Consider the following 22,734-nt stretch of genomic DNA (forward strand, 5'->3'; position numbering starts at 1 on the left):
TGCTTTTTCACCCGTGGTGCGTAAGCTGTCACTCACAGAAATAAAACATATCTTTAAGGAGGACGCGATTATGCTGCAAATATCCGCAATCGTAAAGAAAACCGAGGAGCTGTTCGACCTATTCAACCAGCACTTTTACGACGGGGAGCTGGCCCGCCCGGCCATCACCGTATCCCCGGACGGCGGGCGCGGAGCCTATGGCTGGTGCAACGTGCAGGAGGTATGGAAAACCGAGCGGGAAATGTACCGCGAGATCAACATATGCGCAGAGTATCTTGACCGGCCCATGACGGAGGTTTGCGCGACCATGCTCCACGAAATGGCCCACCTTCACAACCTGCTCCACGAGGTGGAGGATACCAGCAACAATGGGTACTATCACAATATGAAGTTCAAGGCCACCGCCGAAGCGCATGGCCTGCATATTGAAAAGCACCAGAAATATGGCTGGACGATCACGACGCTGGCACCGGAGGCGGAGGCATGGGTCAAGGAAACCCTCGGCGGCGAGGCAATCGACGCAAGCCGCCTCCCGGAAGGAGGCGCGGGCAAGGAGAAGGATAAGAAATCCAAGAACCGCAGCATTAAATATGTATGCCCGGAGTGCGGGGCCATCATCCGGGCGACGAAAGAGGTCAACGTGGTATGCGGGGATTGCGACGTACCCTTCGAGCGGGAGTGAGCGTCATACTTTTACGCGGTGACGAAGGTTCCCGCGTGATTGTTTAATGAAATCGAGAGTACCGGGCACACTTTTTGGCGGGGACTAACTCGGCGCTTTTTGCGATATAAAAGGGGGTTCGGAAATCAAGGCAAAAGGCCGCCATGCGCCACCACCCGGAGGCCGGACGGGAAATCCGGCCCGCCACGGCAAAGCGCCGGAAACAGAAAAAGCCCGGAAAGCCCACAGATAGCGGGTTTTCCGAGCACAAACGAAAAATAGCCTCCCGAAATGGGAAGCTATCTTTCTGTCAAAGTTTGTCCTTTGATTTGATGCGGATGACAGGAATCGAACCTGCACGGTCTCCCACTAGATCCTAAGTCTAGCGCGTCTGCCAGTTCCGCCACATCCGCATATTATATTTCAAATAGAAAACGGACCGTATTTCCTGAATACTTATCAGGAAATGGGACCGTTTTACAGTGAGCGTGCGGGGATTCGAACCCCGGACAACTTGATTAAAAGTCAAGTGCTCTACCACCTGAGCTACACGCCCATACGTAACCTGGGCTAGCTGGATTCGAACCAGCGAATGCAGGAGTCAAAGTCCTGTGCCTTACCGCTTGGCGATAGCCCAATAAAAAAAGGTGGGTAATGGGACTCGAACCCATGATATCCAGAACCACAATCTGGCGCGCTAACCAACTGCACCATACCCACCATATATATTACCTATTGAACTATAGTGTCCAACTAAGTACCACCTTATTCAATTGTGTGGCTCTAACGAGCCTGGGGGGATTCGAACCCTCGACCTACGGCTTAGAAGGCCGTTGCTCTATCCAGCTGAGCTACAGACTCACAAACCAGCTCTTTGGAACTGCTTTCTCTTAAATCCCTGTATGCGATATCAAGGCTTTAAGAAAGCGGGTGATGGGAATCGAACCCACGTATCTAGCTTGGAAGGCTAGTGTTCTACCATTGAACTACACCCGCATAAGTATCGGGGTGACAGGATTTGAACCTGCGACCTCCTGGTCCCAAACCAGGCGCTCTAGCCAAGCTGAGCCACACCCCGAAATATTCTTTTTCTGTCACATGAAGTCTTATATACCGCTGTATCGCCGTGACACAAGAGTTATTATATATGATGGCTACCAGCTTGTCAACATATTTTTTCCATTTTTTTATAAAGCTATTTTTAGACAAATTTTATCTCAAAACCGGCATCTCCTCTGGCATCGGTACACATGATGACATAGCTTGGCTTTCTACCCTCCTGTCTTGGATAAGCGATACTTCCGGGGTTCAGTACCACCAGATCATCCTCAACGGTAAGCGCCGGCCTGTGTGTATGCCCATACATCACGATATCGGCACCGCGCCCCCTCGCTTCTGCCTTCAGGCGCTCTTCCGACATGCCGACATAATAGTAGTGCCCGTGCGTGATGAACACGTGGTATCCACCGATAAAGAATTCCTCTTCCCTTGGAAGATCGGAGAAGAAGTCATTATTACCACTTATGACATGGAACGGGCAGCTTACGAGCGCTTTTATATAATCCTCTTTTCCTTCTGCGTCGCCCAGATGCACAAGCATGTCGATCCGGCCCTCCCGTTCCAGCACAGTCTCCAGATTCTTATGAGATTTATGTGTATCGCTTACAATTAATATTTTCATACTAATTCCTCTTATCCTAACATCTTACTTTCAATGACGGAACGCATTTTGCGCAGGCCTTCTCCCCTGTGGCTCAGCTCGTTCTTTTTTTCCGGAGACAGCTGCGCGCTTGTCATGCCAAACTGGGGCAGGAAGAAGATAGGGTCATAGCCAAACCCATTTTCACCGACAATCTCATGCCCAATCATTCCTTCCATCGTACCACGCACGACTTCAGCCGTCCCGTCCGGAAATACTGCCGCTATGGCACAGACGAATCTAGCGGTACGTTCGTCATCCGGCACGCCGTCAAGCCGGTTGAGGAGCGTCTGGTTTTTGATATCATAGGATGTATTTTCCCCCATATATCTGGCGGAATATATCCCGGGCTCTTTGTTCAGGCAATCAATCTCAAGGCCTGAATCATCCGCAAGAACCACAGCCTCTTTGTATATATCCATCCCATGGGCAAGCTCCGCTATCTTCGTGGCCTTAATCAAAGCATTTTCTTCAAATGTGCTTCCGTCCTCCACGATATCCGCGGTAATACCGGCCTCTCTCTGAGACAGGACTTCCATGCCGAGGTCTTCCAGAATCATACGGATTTCCACCATCTTATGTTCATTGCCGGTTGCAAATATTACTTTCTTCATTATCTTGCTTTCCTTTCTTCACGACTGCCGGGACGTTTGGGCGGCCTTGGGCCCAGGAACTGATAAAAATATGTCTTGAGCATCCCGTTGTATATCTTCCTGTTCTTGTCCGCTTTTCTTCCAAAGTACCGCTCTGCTTCTTCATAGGAAGTTATCATGTACGCAGACCAGGAATCAAGTTCCTTGAAGCTCTCTCCGAAAGTCCTGTAGAGCTGTGGCAGGTTCTCTTTCTCTTCCAGTCGTTCCCCGTAGGGAGGATTTGTAATGATAAAACCATATTTCTTCGGATGCCTCAATTCCTTCACATCTCTTTGCTGAAAATGGATTAGTTGCCCGACTCCTGCTTCCGCCGCATTCTGCCTTGCGATCTTAATCACGCTGTCATCGGCATCGTACCCTTGTATATCCACCTCAATATCGCGCCGTATAAGGCCTTCTGCCTCATCTGCCGCATCGTACCACTGCTTTTTTGTTATAAGGTTTGTCCAGCCCTCTGCTGTAAAAGAACGGTTCATCCCCGGTGCCATGTCTGCTGCCATCATCGCCGCTTCTATGAGAAATGTACCACTGCCGCAGAACGGGTCTACAAGAATTCGTTCTCTATTCCATGGTGTCAGCATGATAAGGGCCGCCGCCAGCGTCTCCGTGATTGGCGCCTTGCCGGACACTTCCCGGTATCCCCTTTTGTGCAGCGATACGCCGGAGGTGTCTATTCCAATCGTAACAGTATCCTTCATTAGAAAAACACGTACCGGATAAGATGCTCCGTCCTCCTTGAACCATTCCATATGATAATGTTCCTGCAGCCGCTTTACCATTGCCTTCTTCATGATAGACTGTATATCGGAAGGGCTGAAAAGCTTACTCTTTACAGAAGCTGCCTTCGCCACCCAGAATTTGCCGTCCTTAGGGATGAATTCCTCCCATGGCAGCGCCCTCGTCTTTTCAAACAGTTCATCAAAAGTAAATGCTTTAAAAGAGCCAACCTTCCATAAGATTCGCTCCGCAGTCCTCAGGAAGACATTCCCACGGCACACCGCCTGCGCGTCTCCATAGAAAGTCACCCTTCCGTCTTCCACACTCGCAATCTCATAACCCAAATCCTGTATCTCTCTCTTCAACACAGCCTCCAGTCCAAAATGACATGGGGCAATCAATTCAATTCTATCCATAAAAATTCTCCAATATTGTTAATCTTATCCTCTTATCTTACTTGCTGTGTGCACGTTTTGTCAATTGGGGACGGGGGTTTTTTAAAAAACCCCCGTCCCCAATTCGTTTTCCCCTGTCCCCATAGCACTTATCCACAGAAAAGGACGTACCCTGTGGATACGTCCCTTTTCTGCTCTTCTTTCGCTTACAATCTAGTAGTTGTTGCTCTCGTTGCTGCTGTTTCTGTTTGAAGAATTCTGATTTGATGCATTCTTGTTTGATGCATTCTTGTTTGATGCATTTCTGTTAGAAGCGTTCTGGTTAGATGCATTCTGGTTAGATGCATTCTGGTTTGATACATTCTGGTTAGAAGCGTTCTGGTTTGATGCATTTGAATTGCTGTTAGATGAATTATAGTTCTTTGCCATGTTAATTCCTCCTAATCACTCTAATCAATTTTTTTGATTACGAGATTATTATGTCCTGATTCCATTCTTTTATGTAAGATGTACATAGAAACTATTTCCATAATTCTGTCAATCTTTTTTTATTAAAAAAGCAAAACTGTCTAATATCGTCGAATTTCATCTTTTTTATTCTTTTCGTTTCTGTTATTTTTCAATCGACAAGTTATTGTATACAATTAGGCTGTAAGGTCGGTAGGAGGCATTATGGATAAATTGAGAGCTCTTTTGTTAAGGCTCGGGATACGGTCTACATTGAAAGGATTTCATTTCCTGCTGTATGCGCTGCAGCTGTGCTTATCAAATGATGAGTATCTGCTCTCTGTCTACAAAACTCTCTATGTTGATATGGCCAAGCATTTCAGCACCTCCAGGGATAATGTAGAGCACTGTATCCGTACTGCCATTTCTAACTGCTGGTACAAAGGAAATAGAAAGCTCCTGATAACCATCTCAGGATATGAGCTTAGGCAGAAACCGGCAAATGGAGAATTTATCGATATTCTCTACAATTATTTAATCGAAGAAGGTTAGCCCGCCAAGCGGGCTCCTTCATAAAATTTATAATGCCAATTTTTGGCAATTTTCACAAAAAGCTTTTATTTTAAGAATTTTTTAATTTTTAACTTGCTTTTTAATGTCCCCTATATTATACTTATTCTTGTAGAAAGGATACTTTCTACAACCCCTTATTAATTATTTATACTCCCCTCAAAAGACCGATGGCTCCCCCATCGGTCTTTTACTTTTACCAGCAATTCCCTGCACACCAGCACCATATCCGTGCCGGCATATGTATATATGCTTAGAATTATATGGCAAATGCTTTTCCTTTCATCAAAGCATCCGGCACTCTTCTATGGTTATAAAGACATGGAAAAGGCTTTCATCAACAACATGGCGACTGCTGCTCCAGGATCTTCCAGCGTCCTTGACGCTTCACCTCTGGTTGCGGCCCGCCCGTGTACGGCAACCATTGTTGTCGTGTTCTGAAATCCTTGTTCTGCCATAAGCGCTGCTTTTTGTGCCGCCTGCTTCAGGCCATCTCCCCGGTTCAACGCCTCCTCTAAGCATCTGGCTGCCGGAAGGAGTCCATCAAGGAACGTCTTATCTCCCTCACATGCCCCTCCTCTTTTCATGACGCCATCCGCATATGCCCAAAAGAGCGCTGCGATATCCATATCCTCTATGATTTCTTTGCCCCTCAGCTCTTTCCCGGCCTGCATCAGCCCAGAAGCCATCAATGTCCCCATCGTTGAGGGTACCGCTGTTGACATGGCCTTTCCTGCCTGATACAGCACTTTTCCCACATCCTTTTCCTCACTGCTTTTTGCAGCCGCATATGCTGCCTTGAATCCGTCGCTCATGGTAAGCCCAAGGTCTCCATCCCCTACCATGCTGTCCAGTCCAATCAGATACTCTTTGTTTTCCGTCATGATTCTATCTGCCTGCTCTAAAAATTTCTTTATGATTCCTATATCCATATCATCCACCTATACCTGTACAAAAAATGGAGTGTGGGCCGGCGCGTCCAGATACGCTTTCAGTTCATCATCCAGCTTCAGAAGGGAAATAGACAAGCCCGCCATTTCTAAGGAAGTCGCATATTCCCCCACATAGTATCTGTGTACTTTTATCCCGCGTCCTTTTAATATTTCATGAATTTTACCAGTTACAATGTACTGTTCATCTAACGTAGTGGCTCCCAGGCCATTTACAAGCACTGCTGCTTCCTCTCCCGGCTGATAAGGTAGATCCTCCAAGATCTTTTCCAGTATCTCTTCCGTGATTTCATCTGCAGTCTCTATCTTCCCACGTCGGATTCCCGTCTCACCATGGATGCCCATGCCGATTTCCATCTCTTCCTCCGCAATATCAAAACCTGGCTTCCCCACCCGCGGCACGACACAAGGGGTTAATGCCACTCCCATCGTCCGTACATTTGCAGCAGCCTTTTCTGCAATTCTTTTCACTTCATCAAGGCTCTTCATAGCCTCTGCTGCTGCGCCTGCACATTTGAACACAAATACGATTCCGGCAACTCCCCGCCGTGTGTTCTTCCTGCCCGGTTCAGGTGCAGGCGATGCCACATCTTCTCCGGCAACGACACTTTCCACCCTTATATCCTCTTCAAAATCCGCCTGCTCTGCAGCCATATCAAAGTTAAATATATCCCCATTATAATTGCCATAGATATATAAGACTCCCGCTCCAGAATCAATCTCCTTCGTTACGGCAAGCATCTGTTCCGGACTTGGAGACTGGAACACATCTCCCACCGAACAGCCATCCAGCATCCCCTTTCCAACATATCCGAGAAACAGCGGCAGATGCCCAGAGCCTCCCCCTGTCGCAATTCCCACTTTCCCTTCCTTTTTATATCTGCTTACCAGGCAATGCACATCATCTTGCGTATACTTCACAAGATCCGGATGTGCCGTATAGATACCTTCCAGCATTTCTTTGACATAATTTTCCGGTTTATTTATTATTTTCTTCATTGTCATGCTCCTTATCTGCGAACCACATGGATTGCAAAATTTTCTACTTCCTCTTCCAGATAGGCCGCTATCATCGTTCCGTCTTCAGCGATATTCCGGTATCGTTCCCTTATATGGATCCCTTTGCTTTTCAAGTAGCGAACTGCCCGTTCTACAGAATATGTACCAATAGCAATATGACCCGCTTTCCCGGGGAAATCTTCTTTCATGCATTCTACAGCATTCCCTGCAAAATCGGATTTTGCACCCTTACGGTGCGCCAGTCCAAAGATATCAGCAACTCTGGCAGCCGTTTTTTCCCCGTCCCCACTGCCGCCGCAATTGATTCCTACGTGCGCAAGCTGGAATCCCAGGGACAATTGGATTGCCTGCGCGCAGTTTTCCTCAATCTGTTCCCATCTTTCATGTTCAATTTCATCAAAAGATGCAATAAAATCTCCTCCTGCGGCAAGCACATTCTTCGTCGAAAAATACTCTTCCAGCTCAGACATCTTCAGTCCTCCCGTGACGACGAATCTGCTGTTTGGATAGGGGCCCTCCAATTCTCTAAGCGCCGCACTACCTCCCATAGCCTTCACCGGAAAATATTTGAATACAGACAGGCCGTCTCCCATGCCGTTCTCGATTTCTGACGGCGTTACACATCCAGGAAGGATGGGCATCCCCATTTGTCCGGCTCTTTTTACGATTTCTTCCTTATATCCTGGTGTCACGATAAAATCTGCCCCTGCCTCTATCGCGCTGTCCAGCTGGTCTATCGTCAGGATGGTACCCGCTCCCACGCACATCTGAGGGTACTCTTTTTTTACAGCACGGATCGATTCCGCAGCATGTCCATTTCTGAACATGATTTCCATAACAGGCAGCCCTGCTTTTATCAATGTGCCGGCAAGCGGGCCTGCCAGTTCTTTAGCCGGCATTTGCACCACAGGCACGATTCCCAGTTCTCCAATAAGCTGAAACACTTCCATATTATACCTCTTTCCTTTTTGATGTCTTGTTCTTCATAACTGCCTTTATTACCGGAACAAGGAATGTAAGCAATACTACTATTAACAGCACACAAGATACCGGTCTTGTGACAAAGATATCATAGCTTCCTTTAGACATTACCAACGCCCTTCTTAAATTGGATTCCAGCATGCCGCCAAGCAGCAGCCCCAATACGAACGGACCGGTGGGAAAATCAAATACCTTAAAAAGAAACCCTAATAACCCGGCCGCAAACATAATCAATACATCATAATAACTGTTATTTAATGCATAAGAGCCAACCACACACAAAATGGAAACTGCCACCCAAACGGTGGGCTGTGCCACATTCAGCACTTTTGCAGATATTTTTGCCGTAAGCAGTCCAAATATCAAGAACGCAATATTTGCCAAGACCATCAGTATCATAATCTGGGAAGTGAATACGGCATTTTCCGTAAACATTTTAATGCCCGGCTGCATTCCGTACATCGTAAGCGAACCAATCAAGATAGCCGTAACAGCATCTCCCGGAATCCCTAGTGTCATCATCGTTGTCATGGCACCGCCAATCACACCGTTATTAGCCGAGGAACTGACTGCAAGGCCTTCTACCGAACCTTTTCCATATTCTTCCGCATGTTTACTTACCTTCTTACTGTTTCCCCAGCAGATTATTGATGCAATATCACCGCCCGCTGCCGGAATCGCTCCGATAACCGTTGAAAACAAACTTACTATGATACATCTTGGCGTCAGGCTTAACATCTTTTTACGATCCGGGAGTATTCTCCCTAATTTCAAATTGACCTTGCGGGCTTCCATCTCAGCTTTTTCGCTCTCGCGTTTTCTGCGGAAAATCTGATACAGCACTTCTCCGATGCCAAACATTCCCACCATAACCGGAATAAATGAAATCCCCTTCAAGAGATTTGTAGAGCCAAACGTAAATCTCGGAATACTCAGAATAGGGTCCAGCCCAACACAGGAAAGCAAGATTCCTGCGAATCCGAGCACCAGCCCTTTTAACGGGTCATTGCCTGCAACCGCTATCATCATGCTGATTCCGAACAGCGCCAGCATAAAATATTCTGCAGGTCCGAAGGATACGGTAAATTTCGCAATAGGATCTGCAAATAATATAAGGCAGATCGTACTGATGATTCCTCCCAGAAATGAGAATATCACGTTCACGCCTAAAGCAAGCCCGCCTTTGCCTTGACGGTATAGGGCATATCCGTCAAAGGACTGGGTAATGGAGGCCGGCGTGCCCGGAGTATTGACCAGGATGGCCGAGATCCCTCCGGCAAATATTGCTGCATTCCACAAGCCCATTAACATGGCAAAGCCATCCACTGGCTCGAACCAAAAAGTAATCGGTGTCATAATAGCGATCCCCATCGTCGCCGAAAGCCCAGGCAAAGCACCAATCGCAGTACCTATCAATACCCCCGCACATAAAAACAGCAGTACCGACGGCTGCAAAACCAGACCCAGCCCTTCCATCCATACGCTAGCTGTCATACCGTCACCCCCCTAGACTGTGAATCCAATGGAAAATGCCACCATAAATACCAGATAAATAAACACTGTAAATACAACAGCATACATGATCGTATATTTCCATTTCCGCTCGTATAGTTTATTCAGAAATACCGCAAACAGCAGCACTCCAACAATAAACAGATCCGTCAGATACCAGAATGCAAGGAATACGGCCAAGCCCGCCACTGTCAGCAGCAATATCTTAATGTTACCTCTCATCTCAGCATCTAATGCTACATATTGTTTTTCTCCATTTTGCCTAAGACCGCGGATCATTAGGATGATGCCGGAACATATAAGCGCTCCGCTTAATATGCAGGGAAAAAATCCCGCTCCCGGTACACCGTCTGATGTGGTAGCGACAAAAGAGAGAGTATCTGTTGCCAAGGTCTTTACCAGAAAAAAAATGCCGATGAAAATAGTTATCATTCCCGGCACAGTATCACCTTTTAATTTCTTTTGCATACAAGCTCTCCTCTCTCTATGGCAATCCAGACTGCACTTCCTGCAGCCTGGATGTCATATCTGTATCTGGTGTCCTGCTATTGTGTAATTCCAAGCTTCGGAATAAGCTCTGCATAATCTGCCAGGAGCCCGGAGGCCACTTTATCCATCTCAGATCCGCTTAAATACGCAGGTGTGAATCCGTTCGTCTCCAATACTTCTGTCATCTCATCAGAATTAATCGCTTTTTCTGCTGCATCACTTAAAATGTCAACAACATCCTGGGGAGTATCTTTGGGCACTGCGAATCCGCCCCATCCCTGAATCGTAATATCATAGCCGAGTTCTGACGCCGTCTGCACATCCGGGACCACATCCGAACGCTCATCTCCAAGAACCGCCAAGACTCTGAATTCTCCTGAATCCACATTGGACTTTACTTCTGACGGGCTTACTGCCACTGCCTGGATATTGTCTCCAAGCAGCGCTGCTACCGCCGGAGATGCACCATCAAAAGGTACATGCGTGAATTGAACGCCGCATTCCTGCTCTACTGTTGCCGCTGCAATGTGCCAGATGGAACCAGTTCCGGAGTTGCCGATTTGGATCTCCCCTGGATTCGCTTTTGCATATTCTATGAATTCCTCGAATGTCTGCCATTCACTGTCCGCACGCACCGTAATGGCTGCCGGGATAGTCATCGCCCGCCCGATAAATTTAAAATCATCTGTTGAGACTTTTGTATATCCAAGTGCTTTTAGCATCGTAGACTCTACCGGCATATAGGATACGGTATATCCGTCAGGTTTGCTGTCCGCCACCTGCTGAAGCCCGATCGCTCCGGAAGCCCCTTCAACATTCGTTACGGTAACCGAAGTATCCAGTGCATCTTCAAATTGAGTAGCGAAAATCCTTGCCGTTGTATCAGATGCCCCGCCTGCCGCATATGGAACAACAATGGATATCTGCTTCCCGTCCGGGAAATCACTCTTTTCTCCCTTGGTATCTCCTCCTTTGGTTCCGCATGCTGCCAGGGACAATACCAGGGCACAAACTGCTGTTAATGAAATTACTTTTTTAAGCTTCATATTCATCCTCCTTAATCCAAATACACTTCTACATCTCTTTTCAACTGTTCCACTTGTTCTTTTGTCAGATCCAGCAAAGGTTTTTTCATATGCCCGCCGCGTATGCCACGGAACGTTAAGATATGTTTGAAAATAGACATGTCAGCTCCACCCTTCATCAGCCATGCCAGAGAGGTCGCTTTGTCCTGCGCCTTTTTTGCCGCCTGCATATCACCCGCCTTAAACTGCTTGTAGACTTCAACAAAAGCTTCCGGAAACGGGCCGGAACACCCCGAGACCGTCCCGTCTGCCCCTGCCGCCAAGGCCGGCAGAAACATATGATCCGCACCAAACACCACGGAAAAATCTCCATCATTTACCCGCAGGTACTGCAGAAGACGGGTCATGTCCGGATAGCTGTACTTCACGCCGATTACATTTGTGCACTCGTTACAGATAATCTCCATCGTCTCCGGGGTAATATCGTTATGTGCAAGTTGCGGTATCACATATACATATACCGGAAATTCTTTTGAAACAGCAGAAGATACCGTTCTGTAATATTCCACCATCGCCCGCTCATCTACCGTAAAGTAACTTGGTGTGACTACTCCGATTCCGTCCGCTCCGATTTCTTCTGCATGTTTCGCAAGAATGATGGTGTCCTCCTGGCCCATCGCCCCCACGTGAATATAAACCGTAACCCTGCCGGCTGCTTTTTTCACAACCGTTTCCGCTACAAGTTTTCTTTCATCCACGCTCATCAAGTACATCTCTCCTGTAGTCCCTGTCGGATAGAGGCAATTTACCCCTTTAGAAATCAAAAATTCTACTTGCTGCTCCAGCGCCTCTTTGTCAACTTCTCCGGTTGATGTAAAAGGTGTCGTCATTGCCGTGATTACTCCATATAACTTTTTCATGCTTCCCCTTTCTTCTGTTTATTTGTTCAGTAATACTGAATATCATTCGTTATTACTGTTCACAAATAAATCATAATATACAATTATTTTTCTGTCAATATTATTTTTATAGTCATTTTTCACTAAATACTGATGATTATTTTTGTATATTATTCAGTTTTTCTTATCATCATTCTATATTTCATTGACACCTCTGCAAAAACGTTATATGATTTAAGAAATACTTAATTTCAGGGAGATTTGACTATATGGAACATAGACAAGAGAACACCGGATTGGTTAATTCCGTCCAAAAGGCATTGAATATATTGAACTGTTTTTCGGTTGAGCAGCCTCAGCTTTCCCTTGCTCAAATCAGTTCTCTATTATCTTATCCCAAGAGCACCACTCTTAACCTCGTGCGTACTTTAGAACATTCCGGCTATTTATTAAAAGATGCCGCAACGCAGAACTATACTCTGGGATATAAAATATTAAATCTTAGTTATTTACTGCGCTCTTCATTGCCTGTAGTACAATATGCACTTCCTTTTCTGGAAGACCTGCAGGATAAAACCGGTGAAATCATCTACCTTGTTTCGTATATCAATGGCCAGGTCTTATATCTCGAAGGCCTGTACCCTACACAACGGATGGCCAATTACTCTATCTCCGGGAAAATCCTGCCCATGCACTGTACCGGCTGCGGAAAAGCGATGTTTTCTTATCTTCCCAGGGAAGAGCAGCAAGCCATCCTCCGCCGCTGGGGGCTTCCCCCGAAGACCCCGAACACCATCACCACCGAAGAAGCACTTTTTAAAGAGGTGGAGCTGATTCAGTCCAGGGGATACGCGGTAGATTTAGAAGAAGAAACTCCCAACGTCAAATGCGTAGCCGTACCAGTGTTGAACAGCAACGGACATGCCGTTGCAGCAATCAGCATCTCCGGTACTGTCATGAATATGAAAGACGAGCTGATTCCAGGATATGCCGAAATGCTGTCCCGCACCTGTTCTGTCCTGTCCGGCAAAGCATCGGAATTCCCCGCATCCAAGGTATCTTCTCCCTTTTGACGGAACCTGCGATATCAGAACAAAAAAAAGAGGGGAAATCCCCTCTTTTTTCATCTGCGCCGCCCTATCAGGCGGACCACAAGCATCACAACTATGATTGGCACAATCAATGGCATCAAAAGGCTGAAGATGCCTCCTATCACAGCTATGACAATCAGCACTACGCCGATGATGCCAAGTACAAGAAGCAGCTTCTTCCACCAGGCATCGATTCCAAATACATGGACGCTTCCGCCAGTTCCATAATTCTGTCCGCTTCCTCGTCTCCCTGCTGCTTCCTTGGCCTCGTATCCGCCGTATGTTTCCGTGACATTCCCAGCAGCGTCGATAAGTGTTCGTGCAATGACCCAGGGATCGCCGAGCTCGCCAACAACCTCTGCCTCCGGCCTGCCCTTCCTCACTTCTTCCATTATATAAGACCTATAATATTCTACATTATCCTGAACCGCCGACCCTCCAAGGTCATTTTCCAACGCATTCCGGAGCTTTTCCAAGAATTCATTTTGCGTCATCCGTTAATCCTCCCAACGTCACCACTGTTAAACACAAGAACCTTGAACCTAGAATAACATATATAAACTGTCATTCCAAGCCCAAGGTCCTTAAATTTTTCTAATCAATTTCTAAAGAATCAGACTTCAAAAATCAAATCTCCATACGACGGCATCGGCCATGCTTCTTTATCGACGATCATCTCCAGCGCGTCAACCGGAGCACGGAGTGCAGCCATCGCAGGCACGACGTCAGAATGATAATACTCTGCCTGTTCCTTCCCCTCTTCCATACGGACCGCCTTATCCGCTGCAATTATAAGAGCTTCCAGCGCCTTTTTCGTATCTGCCAGCAGCGCCGACACTTCCTTCAGAAGTTCAGACTGAACGGACATATCCGCTCCCGCTTCCTTAACTGCGACGACCGTATCTGCCAGGCTCTTCGTATACCTGATTACAGCCGGGATAATCTGCTTGCTCGCCATATCGATCATAGTGCGGGCCTCTATATTGATAGCCTTGGAATAATTCTCGTACTTGATCTCCGCACGGGATTCCAGTTCCGCTCTTGTAAATACATTGAACTTCTCAAACATCCTGACCGACTTTTCTGTCGTCAGCGCCGGTATAGCCTCAACCATGGATTTGATATTCGGAAGCCCCCTCCTGGCTGCTTCTTCCACCCACTCATCCGCATAACCGTTGCCATTGAACACGATGCGGTAATGCTCTGTCGCATACTGCTTGATCAGATCATGGACCGCCATCTCAAAGTCATCGGCCTTCTCCAGTATATCGCACGCTTCGCTGAACGCTTCCGCCACAATCGTATTGATGACTACGTTAGGGCCTGCAACCGAATCACGGGAGCCGACCATACGGAATTCAAACTTATTTCCTGTAAATGCGAACGGCGATGTCCTGTTCCTGTCGGTCGCGTCTTTAGCCAGATCCGGCAGCGTCCTGACGCCGGTCTCCAGCGTTCCTCCCTTCAGGCTATGGGTTGCCTCCCCGGTACTGATAAGCTGATCAAGCACATCTTCCAGCTGCTCGCCTAAAAAGACAGATATAATAGCCGGAGGCGCTTCATTCGCTCCAAGCCGGTGGTCGTTGCCAGGGTCCGCCGCAGATTCGCGCAGGAGATCCGCATGTTCGTCCACCGCCTTCAGTATACAGGTGAGGACAAGAAGGAACTGGATATTCTCATGCGGCGTCTTGCCAGGTTCCAGCAGATTCCTGCCATCGTCTGTCGTAATAGACCAGTTGTCATGCTTCCCGGAACCGTTGACCCCTGCAAACGGCTTTTCATGGAGCAGACACTTCATTCCATGCTTTCCGGCCACACGTTTCAGCGTCTGCATCACAAGGTGGTTGTGATCCACCGCGATATTCGCCGGCGCATAGATAGGTGCAAGCTCATGCTGCGCCGGTGCTACCTCGTTATGCTGCGTCTTCGCCGTAACGCCGACTCTCCACAGTTCTTCGTTTGTATCCTTCATGAATCCCGCAATCCTCTGACGGATTGTGCCGAAGTAATGGTCGTCCAGCTCCTGGCCCTTCGGGGGCATGGCGCCAAAAAGCGTACGCCCGGTATATATCAGATCCTTCCTGAGACGGAACTTCCCGCCGTCAACGAGAAAATATTCCTGTTCCGCCCCAACGCATGGAGTTACTTTCTTAGAGGTCGTGTTACCAAACAGCCGTACGAGCCTTAACGACTGTTCGCTAATGACTTCCATCGAGCGAAGCAGCGGCGTCTTCTGATCAAGCGCTTCCCCTGTATAAGAACAGAAAGCCGTCGGAATACAGAGAGTCGCTCCAGCGGCATCGTGCCTTACGAACGCAGGTGACGTACAGTCCCAGGCCGTATAGCCCCGGGCTTCGAATGTAGCGCGCAGCCCCCCGGACGGAAAGGAAGATGCATCCGGCTCACCCTTGATCAGCTCTTTTCCGGAGAAGCTCATCAGCACCTTGCCGTTGTCAAGCGGAGCAGATATAAATGAGTCATGCTTCTCGGCCGTAACGCCGGTAAGAGGCTGGAACCAGTGCGTATAATGGGTAGCCCCCTTTTCAATCGCCCATTCTTTCATCTCATGCGCAATGACATCCGCTGTTGCCAGGTCCAGTTCCTTGCCCTCTTCAATCGTCTTTTTCAGATCCTTATAGACCTTCTTAGGCAGGCGTTCCAGCATGACGGTGTCATTGAACACGTCTTCTCCAAATATTTCAGCTACATTAATTGCTTCGCTCATATTCTCTGTTTCCTTTCTTGTATTTAATCGAACAGCAGCGGGAGGGCCTAATCTGCCGTCTCCCGGAAAGTTTTTGTGGCACAGCTGAGCACAGCCACCTGTATCACATAGAAAAAGGCACCCCAACACCGGTTGGAACGCCTTTGTTCATTTCTACGTCTGCTAGTATACCTCAATCAGCCGAAAAAGGCAAGTAAAAATTTCATTCTGCGACTTAAGCTTTTCCAACTGAACCGAATAATTCCATCTTTTCTTTTACAGTCTGCATAATAGCGTCTGTACCTGGCTTCAACAGCTTACGTGGGTCGAATCCCTTGCCTTCCAAGTCTTTGCCTGCTTCAATATATTTACGTGTCGCATCTGCAAATGATAACTGGCAGTCTGTATTTACATTAATCTTGGCTACACCGAGGTCGATAGCCTTCTTGACCATATCATCCGGGATTCCTGTCCCACCGTGAAGCACGAGCGGCATCTTCCCTGTCAGCTGCTGAATCGCGTCCAGAGTCTCAAAGCTTAATCCAGCCCAGTTCTCAGGGTATTTGCCGTGGATATTGCCGATTCCTGCTGCGAGCATGTCTACCCCAAGGTCGGCAATCATCTTGCATTCCTGAGGATCCGCGCATTCGCCCTGTCCAATCACTCCGTCTTCCTCGCCGCCGATAGCCCCTACTTCAGCCTCGATGGACATTCCCTTTTCCTTACATATGGCAATCAGTTCTTTCGTCTTGGCAACATTCTCCTCGATTGGATATTTGGAGCCGTCAAACATGATGGAAGTAAATCCTGCATCGATACATTTCAGACATCCGTCATAGCTTCCGTGATCCAGATGTGTCGCAACAGGTACCGTGATTCCAAGTTCATCCACCATAGCTGATACCATCGCCTGTACAGTCTTAAAGCCTGACATATATTTTCCCGCGCCCTCAGACACACCTAAGATTACAGGTGATTTACACTCCTCAGCCGTAAGCAGAATCGCTTTCGTCCATTCCAGGTTGTTGATATTGAACTGACCTACTGCATAATGCCCCTCTACCGCTTTTTCAAGCATCTCTTTTGCTGATACTAACATATAATATTCCTCCAATTCCTACACTATGGCGGCAGACCGCCGACATATAATGTAATTGTTTCGCTTTTAACATTATATATCATTACCCGTGAAAACACAATAATGTTTGCCAATAAAAAATACCGGCATCTTTAGAGAAAGATACCGGTAGCAATCAGTGACTCCAAGGGGAATCGAACCCCTGATTCCAGCGTGAGAGGCTAGCGTCTTAACCGCTTGACCATGGAGCCGTAATTTTTTCCTGCTTGCCTATTATAGCAAATAAAGCTGTAATAGACAAGCATTTTTTTTAGAATTTTAAAATTTATTTCAATATCATGCTTATATAGCCCTGGATAAAGATTCCGAACACGATGAGCGGCAGGATAAATGTCAGATAGAACCTGGCTCCACGCCCCGACGGAAACCGCATGCCCTCGCCGGCGTTGGCCTCCCTGAGGAAGTTGTCCCATCCCCATCCATATCTCGTCACGCAGAACAGCAGATATACCATGGAACCGAGCGGGAGCAGATTATTGCTCACGATAAAGTCCTCCATATCCATAATATTCTTGCCGCCTACCGTGAAGGAGGACCAGTCTGTCATCCCGAGTACGCACGGGATGCTGAGCAATATGAGAAGGCCGCCGTTCACTATGACAGACTTCTTAAGCGGCCAGCCCCACAGATCTCTTGCGAACTGGATGATGTTCTGGAATACCGCCACAATCGTAGACAGGGCAGCAAAGGTCATAAACAGGAAGAAAAGGCTGCCCCATATCCTGCCTCCCGGCATCTCCCTGAATACGTTTGGCAGGGTTACGAACACCAATCCAGGGCCTTCCCCCGGATTCACGTCAAATGCAAAGCAGGCCGGAAAGATGATAAGGCCCGCCACGACCGCCACGAAGGTGTCCAGCGCCGTGATGCTCACCGCTTCGCCCGCAAGACTTCGCTCTCTGCCGATATAGCTGCCGAATATGGCAAGCGATCCGACACCGACACTCAGCGTGAAGAATGCCTGTCCCATCGCCGCAAATACCGCTTCCTTTATTCCGGCCTCTCCCATCTTCCCAAAATCAGGCAGCAGATAGAACTTAAGCCCCTCCATCGCGTCAGGAAGCGTCATGGCACGTATGACAAGCACGATCATGATGACAAGAAGGCTCGACATCATCACCTTCGTAATGAGCTCTACTCCTTTCTGAAGCCCCATCGAGCAGATAAGAAGCGCTGCCACAGAGATAAGCACCATCCAGAAAAGCATCGCATTCCGATTGGACGTAAGAGCGCTGAAGACGGCCTCTACTTCGGCCGTATCTGCCCCGGCAAAGTCCCCCTTCGTCATCTTGACAAAGTACGCCAGCATCCACCCTCCGATTGTCGTATAGAACATCATGAGCAGATAATTGCCGGCCATAGAAAAGTAGCGGAATATATGCCACTTGCTTCCGGACGGTTCCAGCGCGTTGAAAGACATGGCGGAGCTCTTCTGGCTCCCTCTGCCCACCGACAGCTCCATGACTACGATTGGAAGGCCTAATATTACAAGGAAGAAGAGGTACATGAGCACAAATGCCCCTCCTCCATATTTACCTGTTATATAAGGGAAGCGCCATACATTGCCAAGACCTATGGCACAGCCCGCCGAGATGAGTATAAAACCCAGTCTTGAAGAAAACTTTTCTCTCTTTTCCATCACTATGATCCTCTATCGTTTCTCTTCCAGCAGATATGACTCCGGATTCTGCATCAGTTCCCTGATATGCTCCCCCGGCACCATAATCTCAAGCTGCCTGTTCAGATTCTGCACTTCCACCCGGTCATGGACACCTCCGAATTCCCCATCCAGCGTCCACGGTATCTCCTCCAGAGATTCAAACACGATATTGCCTGTCTTAAATGAAAACATATGCTTCGTATCTACCTGCTCTATCAGAAGTGCCGCCACGATTTCCTGAAGCTCAAGCGGATTCTTCGGCATCTTGATCAATGTCACTTCGAACACGCCGTCGTCAAAGACGACCTGCTTGCCGACCATATTGCGGAAACCACCGACCGACCTGGAGTTCGTAACCATTCCGAATATGAATTCATCTTCTATCGACTCTCCGTCGTGTGTAACTTTGATTCTGTATGACGGAACATTGAACAGCCTCTTTGTTCCCTCCAGCACATAGGCGAGATGTCCGAGCACATTCTTCACTTCCTGCTTCGTCTGGTAAGATACATCGGTAAAGAGTCCGAAGGCTGCTATATATACGAAGATATCTTCATTAAATTTTCCCACGTCACATGGAAACACGCTGCCGTTGACCGCATTGTCCGCTGCACTCAGCAGCCCTTTTGGTATATGGAGGCTGTTGGCAAAGTCATTTGTAGTTCCGGTGGGGATATACCCGATTGGAGACCGGTCGCCGCGCTGCATCATTCCCGTCACAACTTCATCAATCGTTCCGTCTCCCCCGCTGCACACGACCAGATCGTAAGCATCCACCTCATACCGCAGCACCTTTTTATATGCGTCCCGGTACGCCTGCGTAGGGTATGCCACCACCTCATAGCCGGCCTTTACAAATATATCGATTACATCTGACAGCTTAGGCTTGAGCAATCCCTTTCCTGCATGCGGATTATAGATAAATAACAGCCTTTTCATAAGCCCCTCCTTTTTCCTGGCGTATAAAAAGGGCATTTTCATGCCCTTCTCATGTATGCCTTATCAAACACCTTCGTTTAACAGGTATGTATATTTTATTTTTTGTCAGAAAGGAACAGCTCCAGCCCTTTTGCGGCTTCCTCTTCATCCCTGCCCTCTGCAACTACTGTAAGTTCCTCTCCCTGACATAGTCTGAGTGTCATCATACCCATGATGCTCTTGGCATTGATCTTCTTTTCTTCCACCTCGAAGAATACCTGGCTTTGATACTGGCTTGCTTCCTGCACCAGCAGCGCAACCGATCTGTCTTCCGTACTCATGTCCGTTTGAATAGTTACAGGTTTCTTAATCATAATGTTCCTCCTTACTGTTCCCTTAACTTATCAGCTATCTCACTTAACTTGCGCAGCCGGTGGTTCACTCCTGATTTGCCAAGCGGCTCCCGGAGCAGACTACCAAGCTCTTTCAAAGTTGCCTCCGGATATTCAAGACGTGTAAGGGCAACGTCTTTTAATCCCTCCGGCAGCTTGTCAAAACCGACGGTTTCTTTTATATAAGAAATATCCTCCATCTGCCTCACGGCAGCAGATACGGTTTTATTAATATTTGCAGTCTCACAGTTTACCTTCCGGTTGACCGAATTGCGCATCTCCTTCAGTATCCTGACATTCTCAAGCTCCATCAGCCCGATATGAGCCTCCATGACGTTCAATATATCGACAATCTGCGAGCCTTCCTTCAGATACACTACAAAAGTCTTCTTTCTCGGCACAATCTTTGCATCCATGTCAAAGCTGTTGATGACATCCCTCAGATGAATGGCCTCTTCCTCTTCGCTGCATACAATCTCAAAATGATAAGATTTGCTCGGGTCGCTCATAGATCCGGCTGCAAGAAAAGCCCCGCGTATGTAGGAGCGTTTGCAGCATACAGCCTGGACGGATGCATGTTTGACTGCCAGCAGTTCATTTCCTACCGCACGGATAAAATAACTGCTGCTGTCTCTGCCCGTATTTCTCCGGACAGCGATATCAGTTCTTATATTAAATGTTTTTTCAATTAATGTAAAGCACTTTCTTGCAACAGCAATATTTTCCGTGTGTACTCCGAGAATGCACGTACCGTCTGCGCTTTTTAAAAATCCGCCGCACATGTGCACGACCGCCGACAGTTCTGCCAGTCTGCAGTGCCTGGCCTTGGCGTAATGCGCGGATAATTCTTCCTTTATATTTCCTGAAAATGACATCTGCCTCTCCTCAACCTTTTCCAGTACAAGGTGCTATCTGGCCTTAGTGATAGCGTCTTTTTCTATATCGCGGTGTTCAATCCGTATCCCATATACATCCGTATCCTTAAGCTGTTCAAACAGTTCATTCGCCAATGTCACGGACCGGTGCTTGCCTCCGGTGCAGCCGATGCCTATGACGAGCTGTGTCTTGCCTTCCACGATATAGTTCGGTATGAGGAATTCAACCATATCTACCAGCTTTTTAAGAAATTCCTCTGCCTTGTCATTGTTCATGACGTACTCTCTTACCTCCCTGTCATTGCCGCTTTTCGACCGGAGTTCTTCTATATAATATGGATTTGGCAGAAAGCGTACGTCAAAGACAAGGTCCGCGTCATTGGGGATGCCATATTTGAATCCAAAAGAAAGGACCGAGATATACAGGTTCTTATATTCTTTGTTCTGGACAAATATTTTATTCAGTTCCGCTTTCAGTTCTCTTGTCAGCATATGGCTCGTATCGATAAGATAGTCCGCCCTTTTCTTCAGGAACTTCAGCTGTTCCCGCTCCCGCTGTATCCCCTGGTCCACTCTGCTGTCGCTGCCGGACAGAGGGTGGAACCTTCTTGTCTCCTTATACCGCTTTACAAGTACATTATCGCTCGATTCCAGAAACAGGATTTCATATCTCAATCCTGTAATATCCAGTTCATCCAGCACTTTCTCCAGCTCCCTGAAGTTCTGCCCGCTCCGGATATCCACCCCCAGCGCCGCCTTGTTTATCTCAGTCCCCGGTACACGGAGCAGATCTGCCATCTTCGGAATCAGCGGCACCGGCAGGTTATCTACGCAGAAATAGCCCACATCTTCCAGCATCTTAAGCGCCGTACTCTTTCCGGCACCCGACATTCCTGTAACTATAACGAATCTCATCTTAGAACTCTCCTAATCTCTTCACTTCCGGTTCCAACCGCACTCCAAACCGGCTTTCTACCCGGTCGGCCACTTCTGTAATCAGTGCCATGATGTCCGATGCCGTAGCGCCGCCCTTGTTGATGACAAACCCACAATGCTTTTCTGACACCTGGGCACCTCCTACGCTGTACCCGCGAAGCCCTGCTTCTTCAATCAGCTTGCCGGCAAAATATCCTTCCGGCCTCTTGAATGTACTTCCGGCACTTGGATATTCCAATGGCTGTTTGGAGACTCTCCTCTCCTTCAGCTCATCCATCCTGGCCCTAATCTCATCTTTACAGCCTTCTTCCAGCTCAATCACGGCTTCCAGAGCAATGTAGCCTTCCCTGGCTATAATGCTCGTCCGGTACCCTAATTCCAGCTCGTCTTTGCCAAGCGTAAGGAACTCCCCATCTTCTGTAAGGACAGTGACGTATCTCAGCACATCCTTCATCTCTCCTCCGTATGCGCCAGCGTTCATCACACAGGCACCGCCGAGCGTGCCCGGGATACCAGCCGCGAACTCAAATCCAGCAAGAGCGGCCTCCAGCGCCCGGCCTGCAATCGCAGACAGAAGTGCACCGGCCTGCACCGTAAGCGTGTGCCCCTCAATCCTTATCTCATTCATGCCCTTACATATCTGTATCATGACTCCCCGGTATCCTTTATCAGACACCAGAAGGTTGCTCCCATTGCCGATAATATAAAAAGGAACGGCCCATTCCCTGCATATCCGGACAGTTTCCTTTATCTCTTCCTTTGTCCTGGGGATGGTATAATAGTCTGCCGTCCCGCCAACACGGAAGGTCGTGTGGTTCTTCATCGGCTCATCCGTGAGCACTCTTTCCTCTGCCAGAATATCTGTCAATGCGTTATAAAAATCTTGATTCATATCTATCTCCATCTTATTATATTTCATTCGATCAGATGCCGGGGCAAAAGGTATCGGGCCCTGACAGCATCACATTAATTTTCTCAGTACATCATACACTATCTACCTGC

General features: G+C 47.8%; 23 protein-coding genes and 8 tRNA genes. 3 read left to right on the top strand and 28 right to left on the bottom strand.

Annotated elements, in window-relative coordinates:
• Nucleotides 1-70 precede the first annotated feature (70 nt).
• Nucleotides 71-682 (top strand): SprT-like domain-containing protein, encoded by a 612-nt coding sequence (locus HJV72_RS12500; protein WP_208071400.1) that lies wholly within the window; start codon nucleotides 71-73, stop codon nucleotides 680-682.
• A 312-nt stretch (nucleotides 683-994) separates the two neighbouring features.
• Here HJV72_RS12500 and HJV72_RS12505 read toward each other — a convergent pair.
• From HJV72_RS12505 to HJV72_RS12555, 11 genes are all read right to left on the bottom strand, one after another.
• Nucleotides 995-1,074, bottom strand: a tRNA-Leu gene (locus HJV72_RS12505).
• 70 nt (nucleotides 1,075-1,144) lie between these two features.
• Nucleotides 1,145-1,217 (bottom strand) — tRNA-Lys (locus tag HJV72_RS12510).
• A gap of 9 nt (nucleotides 1,218-1,226) precedes the next feature.
• A tRNA-Gln gene (locus HJV72_RS12515) sits at nucleotides 1,227-1,298 on the bottom strand.
• A 9-nt stretch (nucleotides 1,299-1,307) separates the two neighbouring features.
• A tRNA-His gene (locus HJV72_RS12520) sits at nucleotides 1,308-1,381 on the bottom strand.
• Nucleotides 1,382-1,448: 67 nt separating this feature from the next.
• Nucleotides 1,449-1,522: transfer RNA gene (locus HJV72_RS12525), tRNA-Arg, on the bottom strand.
• A 64-nt stretch (nucleotides 1,523-1,586) separates the two neighbouring features.
• Nucleotides 1,587-1,657, bottom strand: a tRNA-Gly gene (locus HJV72_RS12530).
• A 7-nt stretch (nucleotides 1,658-1,664) separates the two neighbouring features.
• A tRNA-Pro gene (locus tag HJV72_RS12535) sits at nucleotides 1,665-1,739 on the bottom strand.
• A gap of 123 nt (nucleotides 1,740-1,862) precedes the next feature.
• Nucleotides 1,863-2,342 (bottom strand): metallophosphoesterase family protein, encoded by a 480-nt coding sequence (locus tag HJV72_RS12540; RefSeq protein ID WP_208071401.1) that lies wholly within the window; start codon nucleotides 2,340-2,342, stop codon nucleotides 1,863-1,865.
• 11 nt (nucleotides 2,343-2,353) lie between these two features.
• Complete coding sequence (gene rdgB / locus HJV72_RS12545) at nucleotides 2,354-2,974, bottom strand: RdgB/HAM1 family non-canonical purine NTP pyrophosphatase (RefSeq protein WP_208071402.1); 621 nt, start codon at nucleotides 2,972-2,974, stop codon at nucleotides 2,354-2,356.
• Entirely contained in the window at nucleotides 2,974-4,146 is a 1,173-nt protein-coding gene (locus tag HJV72_RS12550; protein WP_208071403.1) for a THUMP domain-containing class I SAM-dependent RNA methyltransferase, read from the bottom strand. The genes rdgB and HJV72_RS12550 overlap by 1 nt, the downstream gene beginning before the upstream one ends.
• 192 nt (nucleotides 4,147-4,338) lie before the next feature.
• Nucleotides 4,339-4,554 carry a hypothetical protein gene (locus HJV72_RS12555; RefSeq protein WP_208071404.1) on the bottom strand — a complete coding sequence of 72 codons (216 nt, stop codon included), beginning with the start codon at nucleotides 4,552-4,554 and terminating at the stop codon, nucleotides 4,339-4,341.
• 243 nt (nucleotides 4,555-4,797) lie between these two features.
• Here HJV72_RS12555 and HJV72_RS12560 point away from each other — a divergent pair, with 243 nt between their 5' ends.
• Complete coding sequence (locus tag HJV72_RS12560; RefSeq protein WP_208071405.1) at nucleotides 4,798-5,124, top strand: sporulation initiation factor Spo0A C-terminal domain-containing protein; 327 nt, start codon at nucleotides 4,798-4,800, stop codon at nucleotides 5,122-5,124.
• A 329-nt stretch (nucleotides 5,125-5,453) separates the two neighbouring features.
• Here HJV72_RS12560 and HJV72_RS12565 read toward each other — a convergent pair whose 3' ends face one another.
• From HJV72_RS12565 to HJV72_RS12595, 7 genes are all read right to left on the bottom strand, one after another.
• Nucleotides 5,454-6,074, bottom strand: coding sequence for a dihydroxyacetone kinase family protein (locus tag HJV72_RS12565; RefSeq protein WP_208071406.1), 621 nt, complete (start codon nucleotides 6,072-6,074; stop codon nucleotides 5,454-5,456).
• A 9-nt stretch (nucleotides 6,075-6,083) separates the two neighbouring features.
• Nucleotides 6,084-7,091 (bottom strand): dihydroxyacetone kinase subunit DhaK, encoded by a 1,008-nt coding sequence (locus HJV72_RS12570; RefSeq protein WP_208071407.1) that lies wholly within the window; start codon nucleotides 7,089-7,091, stop codon nucleotides 6,084-6,086.
• Nucleotides 7,092-7,102: 11 nt separating this feature from the next.
• Nucleotides 7,103-8,062, bottom strand: a complete 960-nt coding sequence (gene eda / locus HJV72_RS12575; RefSeq protein ID WP_208071408.1) for a bifunctional 4-hydroxy-2-oxoglutarate aldolase/2-dehydro-3-deoxy-phosphogluconate aldolase — start codon at nucleotides 8,060-8,062, stop codon at nucleotides 7,103-7,105.
• Nucleotide 8,063: 1 nt separating this feature from the next.
• Complete coding sequence (locus HJV72_RS12580; protein WP_208071409.1) at nucleotides 8,064-9,587, bottom strand: tripartite tricarboxylate transporter permease; 1,524 nt, start codon at nucleotides 9,585-9,587, stop codon at nucleotides 8,064-8,066.
• A 12-nt stretch (nucleotides 9,588-9,599) separates the two neighbouring features.
• Nucleotides 9,600-10,073, bottom strand: a complete 474-nt coding sequence (locus tag HJV72_RS12585; protein ID WP_208071410.1) for a tripartite tricarboxylate transporter TctB family protein — start codon at nucleotides 10,071-10,073, stop codon at nucleotides 9,600-9,602.
• A gap of 77 nt (nucleotides 10,074-10,150) precedes the next feature.
• Nucleotides 10,151-11,140 carry a Bug family tripartite tricarboxylate transporter substrate binding protein gene (locus HJV72_RS12590; RefSeq protein WP_208071411.1) on the bottom strand — a complete coding sequence of 330 codons (990 nt, stop codon included), beginning with the start codon at nucleotides 11,138-11,140 and terminating at the stop codon, nucleotides 10,151-10,153.
• 11 nt (nucleotides 11,141-11,151) lie between these two features.
• The gene (locus HJV72_RS12595; protein WP_208071413.1) at nucleotides 11,152-12,039 is read right to left on the bottom strand and encodes a dihydrodipicolinate synthase family protein; all 888 of its coding nucleotides are present in this window, start codon (nucleotides 12,037-12,039) and stop codon (nucleotides 11,152-11,154) included.
• A gap of 248 nt (nucleotides 12,040-12,287) precedes the next feature.
• Between HJV72_RS12595 and HJV72_RS12600 the strand changes: the two genes are divergently transcribed.
• Nucleotides 12,288-13,091 carry an IclR family transcriptional regulator gene (locus HJV72_RS12600; RefSeq protein ID WP_208071415.1) on the top strand — a complete coding sequence of 268 codons (804 nt, stop codon included), beginning with the start codon at nucleotides 12,288-12,290 and terminating at the stop codon, nucleotides 13,089-13,091.
• 50 nt (nucleotides 13,092-13,141) lie between these two features.
• On the opposite strand, the gene HJV72_RS12605 is transcribed toward HJV72_RS12600, so the two are convergent.
• From HJV72_RS12605 to murB, 10 genes are all read right to left on the bottom strand, one after another.
• Entirely contained in the window at nucleotides 13,142-13,603 is a 462-nt protein-coding gene (locus tag HJV72_RS12605; RefSeq protein WP_208071417.1) for a DUF1700 domain-containing protein, read from the bottom strand.
• Nucleotides 13,604-13,722: 119 nt separating this feature from the next.
• Nucleotides 13,723-15,834 (bottom strand): glutamine synthetase III family protein, encoded by a 2,112-nt coding sequence (locus HJV72_RS12610; RefSeq protein ID WP_208071419.1) that lies wholly within the window; start codon nucleotides 15,832-15,834, stop codon nucleotides 13,723-13,725.
• Nucleotides 15,835-16,048: 214 nt separating this feature from the next.
• On the bottom strand, nucleotides 16,049-16,912 hold the full coding sequence (gene fba / locus HJV72_RS12615; protein WP_066579994.1) for a class II fructose-1,6-bisphosphate aldolase: 864 nt from the start codon (nucleotides 16,910-16,912) through the stop codon (nucleotides 16,049-16,051).
• Nucleotides 16,913-17,070: 158 nt separating this feature from the next.
• A tRNA-Glu gene (locus HJV72_RS12620) sits at nucleotides 17,071-17,142 on the bottom strand.
• A gap of 74 nt (nucleotides 17,143-17,216) precedes the next feature.
• Nucleotides 17,217-18,590 carry a sodium-dependent transporter gene (locus HJV72_RS12625; RefSeq protein WP_208071421.1) on the bottom strand — a complete coding sequence of 458 codons (1,374 nt, stop codon included), beginning with the start codon at nucleotides 18,588-18,590 and terminating at the stop codon, nucleotides 17,217-17,219.
• Between the two features lie 12 nt (nucleotides 18,591-18,602).
• Nucleotides 18,603-19,550 (bottom strand): diacylglycerol/lipid kinase family protein, encoded by a 948-nt coding sequence (locus HJV72_RS12630; RefSeq protein ID WP_208071423.1) that lies wholly within the window; start codon nucleotides 19,548-19,550, stop codon nucleotides 18,603-18,605.
• Nucleotides 19,551-19,645: 95 nt separating this feature from the next.
• Nucleotides 19,646-19,903: an HPr family phosphocarrier protein gene (locus HJV72_RS12635; RefSeq protein ID WP_049728922.1), complete on the bottom strand. Its 258-nt coding sequence runs from the start codon at nucleotides 19,901-19,903 to the stop codon at nucleotides 19,646-19,648.
• Nucleotides 19,904-19,914: 11 nt separating this feature from the next.
• Nucleotides 19,915-20,796 carry a DNA-binding protein WhiA gene (whiA, locus tag HJV72_RS12640; RefSeq protein ID WP_208071425.1) on the bottom strand — a complete coding sequence of 294 codons (882 nt, stop codon included), beginning with the start codon at nucleotides 20,794-20,796 and terminating at the stop codon, nucleotides 19,915-19,917.
• 33 nt (nucleotides 20,797-20,829) lie between these two features.
• The gene (gene rapZ / locus HJV72_RS12645) at nucleotides 20,830-21,711 is read right to left on the bottom strand and encodes an RNase adapter RapZ (protein WP_208071427.1); all 882 of its coding nucleotides are present in this window, start codon (nucleotides 21,709-21,711) and stop codon (nucleotides 20,830-20,832) included.
• A 1-nt stretch (nucleotide 21,712) separates the two neighbouring features.
• Entirely contained in the window at nucleotides 21,713-22,624 is a 912-nt protein-coding gene (gene murB / locus HJV72_RS12650; protein WP_066580021.1) for a UDP-N-acetylmuramate dehydrogenase, read from the bottom strand.
• Between the last annotated feature and the right edge of the window lie 110 nt (nucleotides 22,625-22,734).

The organism is Extibacter sp. GGCC_0201, assembly GCF_017566055.1.
GTDB lineage: Bacteria > Bacillota > Clostridia > Lachnospirales > Lachnospiraceae > Extibacter.

Bases quoted from the DNA above. Each gene is read 5' to 3' on its own strand.
- HJV72_RS12565 (WP_208071406.1), bottom strand. From the start codon at position 6,074: ATGGATATAGGAATCATAAAGAAATTTTTAGAGCAGGCAGATAGAATC.
- murB (WP_066580021.1), bottom strand. From the start codon at position 22,624: ATGAATCAAGATTTTTATAACGCATTGACAGATATTCTGGCAGAGGAA.
- HJV72_RS12560 (WP_208071405.1), top strand. From the start codon at position 4,798: ATGGATAAATTGAGAGCTCTTTTGTTAAGGCTCGGGATACGGTCTACA.
- HJV72_RS12540 (WP_208071401.1), bottom strand. From the start codon at position 2,342: ATGAAAATATTAATTGTAAGCGATACACATAAATCTCATAAGAATCTG.
- rdgB (WP_208071402.1), bottom strand. From the start codon at position 2,974: ATGAAGAAAGTAATATTTGCAACCGGCAATGAACATAAGATGGTGGAA.
- HJV72_RS12625 (WP_208071421.1), bottom strand. From the start codon at position 18,590: ATGGAAAAGAGAGAAAAGTTTTCTTCAAGACTGGGTTTTATACTCATC.
- rapZ (WP_208071427.1), bottom strand. From the start codon at position 21,711: ATGAGATTCGTTATAGTTACAGGAATGTCGGGTGCCGGAAAGAGTACG.
- whiA (WP_208071425.1), bottom strand. From the start codon at position 20,796: ATGTCATTTTCAGGAAATATAAAGGAAGAATTATCCGCGCATTACGCC.
- HJV72_RS12635 (WP_049728922.1), bottom strand. From the start codon at position 19,903: ATGATTAAGAAACCTGTAACTATTCAAACGGACATGAGTACGGAAGAC.
- HJV72_RS12595 (WP_208071413.1), bottom strand. From the start codon at position 12,039: ATGAAAAAGTTATATGGAGTAATCACGGCAATGACGACACCTTTTACA.
- HJV72_RS12610 (WP_208071419.1), bottom strand. From the start codon at position 15,834: ATGAGCGAAGCAATTAATGTAGCTGAAATATTTGGAGAAGACGTGTTC.
- HJV72_RS12550 (WP_208071403.1), bottom strand. From the start codon at position 4,146: ATGGATAGAATTGAATTGATTGCCCCATGTCATTTTGGACTGGAGGCT.
- HJV72_RS12580 (WP_208071409.1), bottom strand. From the start codon at position 9,587: ATGACAGCTAGCGTATGGATGGAAGGGCTGGGTCTGGTTTTGCAGCCG.
- HJV72_RS12630 (WP_208071423.1), bottom strand. From the start codon at position 19,550: ATGAAAAGGCTGTTATTTATCTATAATCCGCATGCAGGAAAGGGATTG.
- HJV72_RS12600 (WP_208071415.1), top strand. From the start codon at position 12,288: ATGGAACATAGACAAGAGAACACCGGATTGGTTAATTCCGTCCAAAAG.
- HJV72_RS12500 (WP_208071400.1), top strand. From the start codon at position 71: ATGCTGCAAATATCCGCAATCGTAAAGAAAACCGAGGAGCTGTTCGAC.
- fba (WP_066579994.1), bottom strand. From the start codon at position 16,912: ATGTTAGTATCAGCAAAAGAGATGCTTGAAAAAGCGGTAGAGGGGCAT.
- HJV72_RS12570 (WP_208071407.1), bottom strand. From the start codon at position 7,091: ATGAAGAAAATAATAAATAAACCGGAAAATTATGTCAAAGAAATGCTG.
- HJV72_RS12590 (WP_208071411.1), bottom strand. From the start codon at position 11,140: ATGAAGCTTAAAAAAGTAATTTCATTAACAGCAGTTTGTGCCCTGGTA.
- HJV72_RS12585 (WP_208071410.1), bottom strand. From the start codon at position 10,073: ATGCAAAAGAAATTAAAAGGTGATACTGTGCCGGGAATGATAACTATT.
- HJV72_RS12605 (WP_208071417.1), bottom strand. From the start codon at position 13,603: ATGACGCAAAATGAATTCTTGGAAAAGCTCCGGAATGCGTTGGAAAAT.
- HJV72_RS12555 (WP_208071404.1), bottom strand. From the start codon at position 4,554: ATGGCAAAGAACTATAATTCATCTAACAGCAATTCAAATGCATCAAAC.
- eda (WP_208071408.1), bottom strand. From the start codon at position 8,062: ATGGAAGTGTTTCAGCTTATTGGAGAACTGGGAATCGTGCCTGTGGTG.